Below are 13545 nucleotides of genomic sequence, written 5' to 3'. Positions count from 1 at the left end.
CAAGATCTACCTTCGCGACGGTCCCGTCCACGAGATCCACTCCCTGAGGCGGCCATGGCCAAGGCCACACAACCTGTTCCGATTCCCCCTGTCCTGGTCCGCATGCTGCGCGAACCCATAGAGCACTTCGGGGTGGCGCCGGATGGGCGCGTCTTTCGAAAGGCGGCCGGGAACCAAATCGACGCCTCGGCGTATGGCATAACTTGGCGCTGAACACGTGAGGCAGCGCTCACTCTGGATGAGCTTGAATGCCCGGCGGCTGAACGCGACGTGAGGGGGTCTGTGTCAGCCACCAAGTGGCCGCGCACTCGGTACGCGTGGACGAGCGACGCAACGCGCACCGCCTCGCCTCCGTCGTCACGCCTCACGGCCGTGGCGGCACAGAAGTCGTCCACGTCTGATCGACCGAGGCAGGGTCGTGCAGGTATCTCTGTCGCTGCTCTTCCACGACCCATTCGTTGAGCCCGAATTCCAAGACCTGGGGCACCGGTCGACTGGTGCGCGACGGCGACTCCGCAGCGAAGAACGCCTTCTTTCCTCATTCGGAGTTGTCGGTGCCGGACGCGGTCGGACCGTCATCCGACTACGAGTTGAGCGACCACATCCCTTGTGGCGTGACTCGTTCGACCGTGTCGCACCGACAACGCCAGGGCGCCGGGAGAGCTCCGATGGATAGGATCACGTGCCACAACTGCCGCGCAGGCGCCGTCGACGTCGTCCCACAGGTTCTGATGCCTAGGCTGTGGTGGCCGCGGTGCGGTAGAACTCGGCCGCGGTGACGGTGGGGACGCCGAGTTCGGCGGCGACCGCGGTGATCGCCTTGCCGCCGACAGCGACCTCGCGCCAGCGCCGTCGGGGTACCAGCGTGGACAGCACGGCGAACCAGAACCGGTCGGCGGGCTCGTAGCGGACCGGACCGGCCAGCTGCCGGCGCAGCACCGCATTCTCGTGCCGCAACACCAGCAGTTCCGCGTCCTTCGTCACCTCACTGCGGAGCAGTACCGACGGTACGCACAGCGACTTCCGGGCCACCTTGTATAGCAAGGACACGATCACGCGGACATGGTCCCAGTGGACCCACCGCACCCCGCTCACCTGCGGTGACGACTTTTCGAGCGGCACGCCCTGGACCGCCTGGAGGACCTGGGGCCACTGCCCGATGACATCACCGCGCACCTCGACGCCGGCTACGACTCGGACAAGACCCGCACCGAACCTGGCTACCGGCCACACCAGCGCTACCCGGGCCGACCCCGGTCGCACTCCCAACGCCTACCTGCGCGAAGACCAGGTACTGCCGCACCTGCCGGCCCTGCACCGGCCCAGGCAATCGCCCACTTGCGCAGCGAGGAGATCACCCTGACCTACGAGCCCACGACCAGAACCCTGACCGCGGACACACCCCAGGCAGAAAGGACCACCATCAGGTGACCGAAGCCCACCGAACCGCTGACGAAGGGGGAAAACCAGGCCGCAGGCGCCGCAACGACGAACACCCGCCCCAGCCAGGAGCCGGAAGCGGGTGCCAATGCCCCCTGCCCAGAAACAGGACTTCGTGGGGCAACTCTGTGTCCGAGGGGGGACTTGAACCCCCACGCCCGATAAAGGGCACTAGCACCTCAAGCTAGCGCGTCTGCCATTCCGCCACCCGGACTAGGTGTCTGCCGCCTGACCGGGGGTGTTCCCCGCGGCGACATGGACAACAATACCAAGCTTTCGGAGTGCCTTTCACCTGCGTTTCCGTCGGTGTAGGCGCAGGTGGGCGCGGGTCACGGCGCGTGGCCGGGCCGTCACCGGGCGGGCAGCAGCGCGCGCAGGGCGCGGACGAGTGTCGCGGCCGTCTCGTCGTCCAGCGGTGCGAGGAAGCGCCGCTCGGCGGCCCGTCGCGCCTCCTCCGCCCGGCCCATCCGCTCACGCCCGGTGTCCGTCAGTTCGACGATGTTGCGCCTCCGGTCCTGCGGGCTGCGCCGGCGTTCGACCAGACCTCGCCGCTCCAGGCCGTCGAGCAGGGCCACCATCGTCGTGCGGTCCACCCCGAGCCGTCCCGCCACCTCGATCTGCGACAGCGGTTCGGCCCCGGCCAGCACCACCAGCACCGCCAGGTCGTGTCCGTCCATGCCGTACGGGGCGAGGGCCTCGGCCGAACTCCGCGCCAGGTCGGCCTGGACATGCTTGAGCAGGTACCCGAGCCGGGATTCGAGGGGATCACTGACCATGTCGTAGACGATATCGAAATCTGATCGTCAGTATGGCTGATGATTGACTAGGCTGACGGCCATGACGACCGTGACGGCTGTGCGCTTCGGCATCAAGACCACCCCCATGCACGTCCCCTACGAGGACATCCGCCGTGTCTGGCAGGAGGCGGACGCGATACCGCAGATCGCGGACGCCTGGCTCTGGGACCATCTGCTGCCGGTGGCCGGTCCCAAGGACGGCGCCGTCCACGAGGGCTGGACGCTGCTCTCCGCCCTGGCCGCGCAGACCGAGCGGCTGCGGCTCGGTCTGCTGGTGACCAGCAACCGGATCCGGCCGCCCGCCCTCCTGGGCAAGATGGCCTCCACCGTGGACGTGATCTCGGGCGGGCGGCTGGTCCTGGGGCTGGGCGTCGGCGGGACGCATCAGCCGCCGGGGGCGGGCGGGATCGCCGGGGAGAATCCTGCGGTCGACGAGTACGACGCGTACGGCCTCACGCTCGTGCCGCCCGCCGAAGGCATCGCCCGGCTCGACGAGACGGTACGGATCCTGAAGCTGATGTGGACCCGGGACGTCTTCGGCTTCGAGGGCGAGTACTACCGGCTGAGGGGGACCCGGAACGAGCCCAAGCCGGTGCAGCGCCCGGGGCCCCCGCTGCTGATCGGCGGCTGGGGCACCCGACTGCTGCGGCTGGTCGCCGAGCACGCGGACGTCTGGAACGTGCCCGGGCCGCCGCACAACACCGTCGAGTTCGTCGCCGAGCGCGCCCGGGTGCTGGACGCGCACTGCGCCGAACTGGGCCGGGATCCGGCGGAGATCGTCCGCTCGGTCCAGGTCCTGGTGTCGTACGACGACCCGGCGGCGACCCGTGCCACGGTCGCCGCCCTCGTCCGGGCCGGGATGAACCACATCGTGCTGAGCCTGCCCCGTCCTTATCCCGACGGCGTGGCGCGCCGGCTGGCGGACGAGGTGATCCGGCCGGTGCGCGACGCCACGGAATGAGAGACGCGCGCGGTCAGGGCATCAGCTGGTACTCCGGGAAGTTCCCGGGCAGCCGCTCCCCCGCCGGGCCCTGGGTCACCGCCCGCACCAGCAGCTCCCCGCCGACGAAGGCGCCCCGCCAGGACGCGCCGAAGCCGCCGAAGAGCTCGTCCCGGTCGCCTCGGGACCGCGCCTTGCCGTGGCCGATCTTGAAGGCGCGGATCTGCGGGGCCAGGCGCGCGAACGTGGCCTCGTCGTCGGTGGAGAGCGTGGCGACCAGCGCGCCGTTGGAGGCGTTCATGGCGGCCAGCAGTTCGGCCTCGGTGTCGACCAGGACGATCGTGTCGACCGGGCCGAAGGGTTCCGCGTGGTGCAGCGGTGAGGACGGGGGCGGGTTGAGGAGGGTGACCGGGTGGACGTACGCCTCGGTGTCCTGGCCGGGCAGGAAGCGGGCGTCGGCCGGGCTGCCGCGGTGCAGCGGGACGGCGCCGCGGTCGACGGCCTCGGCCACCTGGTCGGTCAGGTCCTTGGCCTTCGCCGCGTTGATCAACGGGCCGAAGTCCAGCTCGGGGAGCGGGTCGGCGGGGTCGGCGACCGCGAGGGGGTGGCCGATCCGGAGCCGGCGCACCGCCGGGAGGTAGGCGGTGAGGAACTCGTCGAACAGCTCGCGCTGGACGACGAAGCGGGGGTAGGCGGTGCAGCGCTGCTTGCCGTAGTCGAAGAGTTTGGGGACGACGGCGGTGAAGGCGGCCCAGTCGGTGAAGTTCCAGATGCCCCAGGTGTTGAGTCCCTCCTGTTCGAGTACGTGCCGCTTGCCGAGGTCGGTGACGGCCGTGGCCACCGCCGCCCCCGTGTCGCGACCGCCGACGAAGGAGACGCAGCCGATCTCGGGCGCCCGCACCAGCGCCTCCGACAGCTCGCCCCCGCTGCCGCTGAGCAGCGTCACCGGCAGGCCCTCGCGGGCGGCCAGCGCGCAGGCCAGGGTGAGGCAGGCGACCCCGCCGTCGGTCGGGGTCTTGGCCACCACCGCGTTGCCCGCCAGAGCCTGGACCAGTACCGCGTGGACGAGCACGCTCATCGGGTAGTTCCAGCTGGCGATGTTGGACACCGGCCCGTCCAGCGGGCTCCGCCCGGCGAGCATCGGCCCGATGCCGTCGACGTACCAGCGCACCCCGTCGATCGCCCGGTCCACGTCCGCCTGGGCCAGCCGCCAGGGCTTGCCGATCTCCCAGACGAGCAGCAGGGCGAGGAGTTCGCGGTGTTCGGTGAGGGCGTCCAGGGTGGCGGCCACCCTGGCCCGGCGCTCCTCCAGCGGTATGTGCCGCCAGGCCCGGTGCTGGTCGAGGCAGGCGCGGACGGCCCGGTGCGCGGTGGCGCGGTCGAGGCGGGGGGCGCCGGCGATCGGGCTGCCGTCGACGGGGCTGGTGGCGGGCAGCGGGCGGCCGTCGGGCTGCCAGCCGGCGGCCCAGAGGTTGAGGACGCGGTCGTCGCGGAAGGCTTCCGGGGCGAGGGCGAGGCAGCGCGCCCAGGCGTCGTCCCAGCCGGTGCCGGGCTTGCGGACGAGGTCCATGGTCAGCACCCCGCTTCCAGCAGCTCCAGGACCAGCCGGGCGGTCTCGGTCGGCGTGCTCCCCACCCGCACACCGACCGCCTCCAGCGCCTCCTGCTTGGCCCGGGCGGTGCCGGCCGAACCGGAGACGATGGCGCCCGCGTGGCCCATGGTGCGGCCCTCGGGTGCGGTGAACCCGGCGATGTAGCCGACGACCGGCTTGGTGACGTGCTCCCGGATGTAGGCGGCGGCCCGCTCCTCCGCGTCGCCGCCGATCTCCCCGATGAGGACGACGAGTTCGGTGTCGGGGTCGTCCTGGAAGGCGGCCAGGCAGTCGATGTGGCTCGTCCCGACGACCGGGTCGCCGCCGATGCCCACGCAGGTGGAGAAGCCGATGTCCCGCAGCTCGTACATGAGTTGGTACGTCAGCGTGCCGGACTTGGAGACGAGACCGATGCGGCCGGGCTTGGTGATGTCGGCCGGAATGATCCCCGCGTCGGACTGGCCGGGCGTGATCAGCCCGGGGCAGTTGGGCCCGATGATCCGGGTGCCGTTCCGCCTGGCGTACGACGTGAAGGCCACCGAGTCGTGGACCGGTATGCCCTCGGTGATCACCACCGCGAGGCCGATGCCGGCGTCGGCCGCCTCCAGGACCGCGGCCCTGGCGAAGGCGGGCGGCACGAAGACGACGGTGACCTCGGCGCCGGTCGCCGCCATGCCCTCGGCGACGGTGCCGAAGACCGGGACGGCGATGGGGGCACCTCCCAGGCCGTTCAGGCACTGGGGGACGTCGAAGTCGACGGTCTGCCCGGCCTTGCGCGGGTTGACCCCGCCGACGACGTCGGTCCCGGCGGCGAGCATCCGCCGGGTGTGCTTCATGCCCTCGCCGCCGGTCATGCCCTGGACGAGGACCTTGCTCTCCTTGGTGAGGTAGATCGCCATGACAGAACTCCTCAGGCGGTGGTGGCGAGTTCGGCGGCGCGGCGGGCGGCGCCGTCCATGGTGGTGGCCTGTTCGACCAGCGGGTGCGCGCGGGAGTCGAGGATCGCCCGGCCGCGGGCCGCGTTGTTGCCGTCGAGGCGGACCACCAGCGGTCTGGTCAGCCGGACGGTCTCCAGGGCCTGGACGATGCCGTCGGCGACCGCGTCGCACGCCGTGATCCCACCGAAGACGTTGACGAAGACCGACTTCACCGACGGGTCGGAGAGGATCACCGAGAGGCCGTCGGCCATGATCTGGGCGGATGCCCCGCCGCCGATGTCCAGGAAGTTCGCGGGCCGTGCGCCGCAGCCGGCCACCACGTCCAGGGTGGACATCACCAGGCCCGCGCCGTTGCCGATGATGCCGACCTCGCCGTCGAGCTTGACGTAGTTGAGCCCCTTCGCGGCGGCCGCCGCCTCCAGCGGGTCGTGGTGCTCACCTTCCTCCGCGCCCCAACGGGCCTGCCGGAAGCGGGCGTTGTGGTCGAGGGTGACCTTGCCGTCGAGGGCCAGGATCCGGCCCTCTTCGGTGCGCACGAGCGGGTTCACCTCGACGAGCAGCGCGTCCTCGCGGACCAGTACCTGCCAGAGCCGTACCAGGACGTCGACGGTCTGTGGCGGCAGTCCGGCGGCTGCGGCGATCTCCTGGGCCTTGGCGGAGGTGACGCCGACCGCGGGGTCGACGGGGACCCGGGCCACCGCCTCCGGCCGGGTCGCGGCCACCTCCTCGATCTCCATGCCGCCGTCGGCCGAGGCGATGGCCAGGAAGCCGCCGGCCGCCCGGTCGAGGACGTAGGAGACGTAGAACTCGCTGTCGATGTCGACGGGTTGGGCCAACATCACCTTGCCGACCGTGTGCCCCCTGATGTCCATGCCGAGAATCTGACGTGCCGTGAGCTCCGCCGCGGCCGGGTCGGCGGCGAGCTTCACACCGCCCGCCTTGCCCCGGCCGCCGGTCTTGACCTGCGCCTTCACGACGACCCTGCCGCCGAGCCGGCGGGCGATCTGCCGGGCCTCCTTGGGCGAGTCGGTGACCTCGGCCCTCGGCACCACGATGCCGTGTTCCTCGAAGAGTTCCCTTGCCTGGTGTTCGTACAGGTCCATTTCGGCTCCTGTCTTGAAAGTGCCGCACGCCCCCTGGACACCACCCACCGGATGCGGGATAACAAGGTTCATACAGTATTCGTCGACTGTATGCAATGTACCGCGAGAGCGTTCCAACCCCCTACGAAGGGACAGGACTTCGCCATGCCCGACGACACCCAGGACGTGATTTCCGGTGGTCATCTCGTTGCCAAGGCGCTGAAGGCCGAGGGGGTCGACCGCATCTACACGCTGTGCGGCGGCCACATCATCGACATCTACGACGGCTGCGTCGACGAGGGCATAGAAGTCGTCGACGTCCGCCACGAGCAGGTGGCCGCCCACGCCGCCGACGGCTACGCACGCATCACCGGCAGGCCCGGGTGCGCGGTCGTCACCGCCGGGCCCGGTACGACCGACGCCGTCACCGGGGTCGCCAACGCCTTCCGCGCGGAGTCCCCGATGCTGCTGATCGGCGGCCAGGGGGCGCTCACCCAGCACAAGATGGGGTCCCTGCAGGACCTGCCGCACGTCGACATGATGACGCCGATCACCAAGTTCGCGGCGGCCGTCCCGGACACCGCGCGCGCCGCCGACATGGTCTCCATGGCGTTCCGCGAGTGCTACCACGGCGCGCCCGGCCCCTCCTTCCTGGAGATACCCCGCGACGTCCTCGACGCCAAGGTCCCGGCCGCGAAGGCCCGCGTACCCAAGGCGGGCGCCTACCGGGCCTCGACCCGCTCGGCCGGCGACCCCGAGGCCGTCGAGAAGCTCGCCGACCTGCTCGTGCACGCCGAGAAGCCGGCCATCCTGCTCGGCAGCCAGGTCTGGACGACCCGCGGCACCGCGGACGCCATCGAGCTGGTACGGACCCTCAACATCCCGGCGTACATGAACGGCGCGGGCCGCGGCACCCTGCCGCCCGGCGACCCGCACCACTTCCAGCTCTCCCGCCGGTACGCCTTCTCCAACGCCGACGTCATCGTGATCGTCGGCACCCCCTTCGACTTCCGCATGGGCTACGGCAAGCGGCTCTCTCCGGAAGCGACGGTCGTGCAGATCGACCTCGACTACCGCACGGTCGGCAAGAACCGCGACATCGACCTCGGGATCGTCGGCGACGCGGGCCTGGTCCTGAAGTCGGTGACCGAGGCGGCCTCGGGGCGCGTCAACGGGGGTGCCTCCCGGCGCAAGGAGTGGCTCGACGAACTGCGCGCCGCCGAACAGACAGCGATCGAGAAGCGGTTGCCGCAGCTGAGGTCGGACGCCTCGCCCATCCACCCGTACCGCCTGGTCAGCGAGATCAACGACTTCCTCACCGAGGACTCGATCTACATCGGCGACGGCGGCGACATCGTCACCTTCTCCGGGCAGGTCGTGCAGCCCAAGTCTCCCGGCCACTGGATGGACCCGGGCCCGCTCGGCACCCTCGGCGTCGGTGTCCCCTTCGTGCTCGCCGCCAAGCAGGCCCGCCCCGACAAGGAGGTGGTCGCCCTCTTCGGCGACGGCGCCTTCTCGCTCACCGGCTGGGACTTCGAGACCCTGGTCCGCTACGACCTCCCCTTCGTCGGGATCGTCGGCAACAACTCCTCGATGAACCAGATCCGTTACGGCCAGGCCGCCAAGTACGGCAAGGAGCGCGAGCGGGTCGGCAACACCCTCGGCGACGTCCACTACGACAAGTTCGCCCAGATGCTGGGCGGTTACGGCGAGGAGGTCCGCGACCCCGCCGACATCGGCCCCGCCCTTCACCGAGCCCGGGAGTCGGGCAAGCCGTCGCTGATCAACGTCTGGGTCGACCCGGACGCGTACGCCCCCGGAACCATGAACCAGACCATGTACAAGTGAGGTGGAACGCCGATGACCGCCAAGGCACTTGAGGGCATTCGTGTCCTCGACATGACCCACGTCCAGTCGGGCCCCTCCGCCACCCAGCTGCTCGCCTGGCTCGGCGCGGACGTGGTCAAGCTGGAGGCGCCGTCCGGTGACATCACGCGCAAGCAGCTGCGCGACCTCCCGGACGTCGACTCCCTCTACTTCACGATGCTCAACTGCAACAAGCGGAGCATTACCCTGAACACCAAGACCGAACGCGGCAAGGAACTGCTGACCGAGCTGATCCGGCGCTCGGACGTGATGGTGGAGAACTTCGGTCCCGGCGCGGTCGACCGGATGGGGTTCACCTGGGACCGCATCAAGGAGATCAATCCGCGGATCGTCTACGCCTCCATCAAGGGGTTCGGAGACGGCCCGTACACCGATTTCAAGGCGTACGAGGTGGTCGCCCAGGCGATGGGCGGGTCGATGGCCACCACCGGCTTCGAGGACGGCCCGCCGCTGGCCACGGGCGCGCAGATCGGTGACTCCGGCACCGGAGTGCATACAGTAGCCGGAATACTGGCGGCACTCTTCCAGCGCGAGCACACCGGCCGCGGCCAGCGCGTCAACGTCGCCATGCAGCACGCCGTGCTCAACCTCTGCCGGGTCAAGCTCCGCGACCAGCAGCGGCTCACCCACGGCCGGCTCGCCGAGTACCCGAACGAGGACTTCGGCGACGAGGTGCCCCGCTCCGGCAACGCCTCCGGCGGCGGCCAGCCCGGCTGGGCGGTCAAGTGCGCGCCGGGCGGCCCGAACGACTACGTGTACGTCATCGTGCAGCCCGTCGGCTGGCAGCCGATCACCCGGCTGATCGGCCGGCCGGAGCTCGCGGACGACCCCGAGTGGGCGACCCCGGAGTCCCGCCTGCCCAAGCTCAACAAGATGTTCCAGCTGATCGAGGAATGGTCCTCGACGCTCCCCAAGTGGGAGGTGCTGGAGAAGCTCAACGCCCACAACATCCCGTGCGGGCCGATCCTCTCCACCAAGGAGATCATCGAGGACGAGTCGCTGGTCGCCAACGAGATGGTGGTCACCGTCCCGCACCCCGAGCGCGGCGAGTTCGTCACCGTCGGCAGCCCGCTCAAGCTCTCCGACTCCCCTGTCGACGTCACCGGCTCGCCGCTGCTCGGCGAGCACAACGAAGCGGTCTACATCGGCGAACTCGGCCTCGGCGACGAAGAGTTGCGCCGGCTCAAGTCGAACGGAGTGATCTGACGTGATGGCAGAGGACCGGGAGCTGCGGGTCCGCGAGCTCCTCGACTCCGTGCGCGCGGAGGGCCGTACGGCACTCACCGCGCCGGAGGGCAAGCTGGTCGCCGACGCGTACGGGATCGCCGTACCGGGCGAGGAGCTGGCCACCGACGTCGACGAGGCGGTGGCGTACGCGGCACGCTTCGCCGGACCGGTCGTCATGAAGATCGTCTCGCCGGACATCCTGCACAAGACCGACGCGGGCGGGGTCGTCGTCGGGGTGGAGGGCGCGGCGGACGTACGGGCGGCCTTCCACCGAATCGTCGAGAACGCGAGGGCCTACGACGCCGATGCGCGCATCGAGGGCGTCCAGGTACAGGAGTTGCTGCCGAAGGGCACGGAGGTGATCGTCGGCGCGGTCACGGACCCGACCTTCGGGAAGGTCGTCGCCTTCGGGCTCGGCGGGGTACTGGTCGAGGTACTGAAGGACGTGACCTTCCGGCTCGCGCCGGTCACCGCCGACGAGGCGCTGTCGATGCTCGACTCCATCGAGGCGGCCGAGGTGCTGCGCGGGGTGCGCGGGCAGGCCGGGGTGGACCGGTGGGCGGTCGCCGAGCAGATCCGCCGGGTCTCCCAACTGGTCACGGATTTCCCGGAGATCGCCGAGGTGGACCTCAACCCGGTGATCGCGACCGCGGAGGGCGCGGTCGCCGCGGACATCAGGATCATCCTCGCGGAGCGACAGCCGCCACCGCGCAGGAAGTACACCCGCGACGAGATCCTGGAGACCATGCGCCGGCTGATGCAGCCCCGCTCGGTCGCCGTGATCGGTGCGTCCAACGAGGCGGGCAAGATCGGCAACTCGGTGATGCGCAACCTCGTGGACGGCGGCTTCGCCGGGGAGATCCACCCGGTGAACCCCAAGGCCGATGACATTCTGGGCCGCAAGGCGTACAAGAGTGTCACGGACGTTCCCGGTGAGGTGGATGTGGCCGTCTTCGCCATTCCCGCCAATTTCGTGGCAGCGGCGCTGGAGGAGGTGGGCCGGAAGAAGATCCCCAACGCCGTCCTGATCCCGTCCGGTTTCGCGGAGACCGGCGAACACGAGCTCCAAGAAGAGATCGTCGCGATCGGCGAGCGCCACGGCATCCGCCTCCTCGGCCCGAACATCTACGGCTACTACTCCACCTGGCAGGACCTGTGCGCCACGTTCTGCACGCCGTACGACGTGAAGGGCGGGGTTGCGCTGACGTCCCAGTCGGGTGGGATCGGCATGGCGATCCTGGGGTTCGCCCGCACCACCAAGACGGGTGTGTCGGCGATCGTCGGGCTCGGCAACAAGTCGGACCTGGACGAGGACGACCTGCTGACCTGGTTCGGCGAGGACCCGCACACCGAGTGCATCGCGATGCACCTGGAGGACCTGAAGGACGGCCGCGCCTTCGTCGAGGCCGCGCGGGCGACCGTACCGAAGAAGCCGGTCGTGGTCCTCAAGGCGGGCCGTACCGCGGCCGGTGCCAAGGCCGCCGGTTCGCACACCGGCGCGCTCGCGGGCGACGACGCGGTGTACGACGACATCCTGCGGCAGGCGGGCGTCATCCGCGCCCCCGGCCTGAACGACATGTTGGAGTACGCGCGCGGCCTGCCGGTGCTGCCGACCCCTCGGGGCGACAACGTCGTGATCATCACCGGCGCGGGCGGCAGCGGTGTCCTCCTGTCCGACGCGATCACCGACAACGGGCTGACCCTGATGGAGATCCCGCCGGACCTGGACGAGGCGTTCCGCCGCTTCATCCCGCCGTTCGGCGCCGCCGGCAACCCGGTGGACATCACGGGCGGCGAGCCGCCGTCGACGTACGAGGCGACGATCCGGCTCGGGTTGGAGGACCCGCGGATCCACGCGCTGGTCCTCGGCTACTGGCACACCATCGTCACCCCGCCGATGGTGTTCGCGGAGCTGACCGCGCGGGTGGTCGCGGAGTTCCGGGAGCGGGGCGTCGAGAAGCCGGTCGTCGCCTCGCTCGCGGGGGACGTCGAGGTCGAGGAGGCCTGCCAGTACCTGTACGAGCGGGGGGTCGTGGCGTACCCGTACACGACCGAACGGCCGGTGGCCGTGCTCGGCGCCAAGTACCGCTGGGCGCGGGCGGCCGGACTTCTGGGGGGCGCGTCATGACGTAGCAGAGGAAGGGGCCGGCCGGCGGAGCGCGTCCCCGGCCGGCCCCGGGACCCGTGCGCGCACGAAAGGCATTGGGCAGGGGGCGCTGGCCAGAACTTTCGACGCAAGGGGTGCTGAGCAGACATGTCATCCATCGATCTGTCGACGTCCGTCCCTTTCAGGGAGGTGACGGACCGCAACGGCCGCAGGTACCGCATCGGCGAACGCGATGTCGATCTCATGGGCCGGACACGCACATGGATGGTCATCCTGCCCTGGGTGGGCATGATGGGCATCAGTTCCGCCGAGTACGCGTTCACGTCGGCGGAGGACACGCTGCACGAGGCGTATCTGTGGAGCAGCGGGCACATCTTCTGGCTGATGGGCGTCTGGGTGTTCTTCCAGGCGGCCGTGGCCTTCCCGGCCGGGCAACTGCGGGAGAGCGGACGGCTCCCCGCGCGTACGGCCATGCTGATCGGCGCGGTGGGCACACTGCTGGGCTATGTGTCGCTGGCGTTCGCACCGAACGTGGTCGTCGCCTATCTCGGCTTCGGCATGTGCAGCGGTATCGGCGCCGGTCTCGTCTACGCGACCTGCGTGAACATGGTCGGCAAGTGGTACCCGGAGCGCAAGGGCGGCAAGACGGGCTTCGTGAACGGCGGTTTCGCCTACGGATCCGTGCCCTTCGTCTTCCTCTTCACCTCGGTGCTCGACCTGAGCAACTACAGGGTCGTCCTCTCCTCGGTCGGCATCGGGCTGTGCCTGATGGTGGCGTCGGCCGGCTGGTTCTTCAAGGACCCGCCGAAGAACTGGTGGCCGCCGCACGTCGATCCGCTGAAGGTGACTCAGGACCCGAGGATACGGCGGGCGTTGGAGAAGAACCCGCCGGCGATCAAGCAGTACACACCCAAGGAGGCCGCCCGTACCCCCGTCCTGTGGATGATGTGGTTCTGTCTGCTCTGCACGGCCGGGATCAATATCTTCGGCATCGCCTTCCAGGTGCCGTTCGGCAAGGACATGGGGTTCGCGGGCGGGATCGTCGCCACGGCCATGTCCCTGAAGGCCATCGTCAACGGCACCGGCCGCGGCGTCATCGGATGGATCTCCGACCGCCACGGCCGCCGCAACACGCTCATCATCGTGTGCATCGTGCTCGGCACCGCCCAGTTCGGCGTGCTGGTCTCCGGCCAGACGCACAGCATGCCGTTCTTCCTGTTCTGCTCCATGGTCTCCGGGTTCGGCGGCGGGGCGATCTTCCCGCTCTTCGCGGCCATGACGGCGGACTACTTCGGCGAGAACAACAACGCCACCAACTACGGAATGGTCTACAGCTCCAAGCTGATCTCCGGCCTGGTGGGCTCCGGTCTGGGCGCGGTCGTCGTCGGTGAGTGGGACTACCACGGCGCGTTCGTGCTCGCGGGCTCCGTCGGCCTGGCCTCCGCAGTGCTGGCCCTCTTCCTCAAGGCACCGGGCAGGCCCAGCGCCCGGCGCATCGTCCCCAACCCGCAACCGCTCGGCGAGGAGATGGCGTGA

10 protein-coding genes and 1 tRNA gene are annotated in these 13545 nt (G+C 69.9%); 5 read left to right on the top strand and 6 right to left on the bottom strand.

What is annotated here, in order from left to right; translation table 11 throughout:
• Positions 1-735: 735 nt before the first annotated feature.
• The 3 genes from ACZ4UV_RS09960 to ACZ4UV_RS09950 form a co-directional block, all read right to left on the bottom strand.
• Positions 736-1176, bottom strand: coding sequence for a hypothetical protein (locus ACZ4UV_RS09960; RefSeq protein WP_467837220.1), 441 nt, complete (start codon positions 1174-1176; stop codon positions 736-738).
• 393 nt (positions 1177-1569) lie between these two features.
• Positions 1570-1654: transfer RNA gene (locus ACZ4UV_RS09955), tRNA-Leu, on the bottom strand.
• Between the two features lie 136 nt (positions 1655-1790).
• Entirely contained in the window at positions 1791-2216 is a 426-nt protein-coding gene (locus ACZ4UV_RS09950) for a MarR family winged helix-turn-helix transcriptional regulator (RefSeq protein WP_390034346.1), read from the bottom strand.
• 61 nt (positions 2217-2277) lie between these two features.
• On the opposite strand from ACZ4UV_RS09950, the gene ACZ4UV_RS09945 reads away from it, so the two are divergent.
• The gene (locus ACZ4UV_RS09945; protein ID WP_390034347.1) at positions 2278-3198 is read left to right on the top strand and encodes an LLM class flavin-dependent oxidoreductase; all 921 of its coding nucleotides are present in this window, start codon (positions 2278-2280) and stop codon (positions 3196-3198) included.
• Between the two features lie 13 nt (positions 3199-3211).
• On the opposite strand, the gene ACZ4UV_RS09940 is transcribed toward ACZ4UV_RS09945, so the two are convergent.
• The 3 genes from ACZ4UV_RS09940 to sucC are packed head-to-tail and all read right to left on the bottom strand — an operon-like array spanning position 3212 to position 6809.
• Positions 3212-4747 carry an aldehyde dehydrogenase family protein gene (locus ACZ4UV_RS09940; RefSeq protein WP_467837216.1) on the bottom strand — a complete coding sequence of 512 codons (1536 nt, stop codon included), beginning with the start codon at positions 4745-4747 and terminating at the stop codon, positions 3212-3214.
• Between the two features lie 2 nt (positions 4748-4749).
• Positions 4750-5667 (bottom strand): succinate--CoA ligase subunit alpha, encoded by a 918-nt coding sequence (gene sucD, locus ACZ4UV_RS09935; protein WP_467837214.1) that lies wholly within the window; start codon positions 5665-5667, stop codon positions 4750-4752.
• Between the two features lie 11 nt (positions 5668-5678).
• The gene (gene sucC, locus ACZ4UV_RS09930; RefSeq protein ID WP_451019533.1) at positions 5679-6809 is read right to left on the bottom strand and encodes an ADP-forming succinate--CoA ligase subunit beta; all 1131 of its coding nucleotides are present in this window, start codon (positions 6807-6809) and stop codon (positions 5679-5681) included.
• A gap of 144 nt (positions 6810-6953) precedes the next feature.
• On the opposite strand from sucC, the gene ACZ4UV_RS09925 reads away from it, so the two are divergent.
• From ACZ4UV_RS09925 to ACZ4UV_RS09910, 4 genes are all read left to right on the top strand, one after another.
• Positions 6954-8636, top strand: a complete 1683-nt coding sequence (locus ACZ4UV_RS09925; protein ID WP_467837210.1) for a thiamine pyrophosphate-binding protein — start codon at positions 6954-6956, stop codon at positions 8634-8636.
• A 12-nt stretch (positions 8637-8648) separates the two neighbouring features.
• The gene (gene frc / locus ACZ4UV_RS09920) at positions 8649-9881 is read left to right on the top strand and encodes a formyl-CoA transferase (protein ID WP_467837208.1); all 1233 of its coding nucleotides are present in this window, start codon (positions 8649-8651) and stop codon (positions 9879-9881) included.
• A gap of 4 nt (positions 9882-9885) precedes the next feature.
• The gene (locus ACZ4UV_RS09915) at positions 9886-12030 is read left to right on the top strand and encodes an acetate--CoA ligase family protein (RefSeq protein ID WP_467837207.1); all 2145 of its coding nucleotides are present in this window, start codon (positions 9886-9888) and stop codon (positions 12028-12030) included.
• Positions 12031-12156: 126 nt separating this feature from the next.
• The gene (locus ACZ4UV_RS09910) at positions 12157-13545 is read left to right on the top strand and encodes an OFA family MFS transporter (RefSeq protein ID WP_467837204.1); all 1389 of its coding nucleotides are present in this window, start codon (positions 12157-12159) and stop codon (positions 13543-13545) included.

The sequence above is a fragment of the Streptomyces sp. NPDC028289 genome (assembly GCF_055565975.1).
This window is presented reverse-complemented; position numbering and strand designations above follow the sequence as displayed.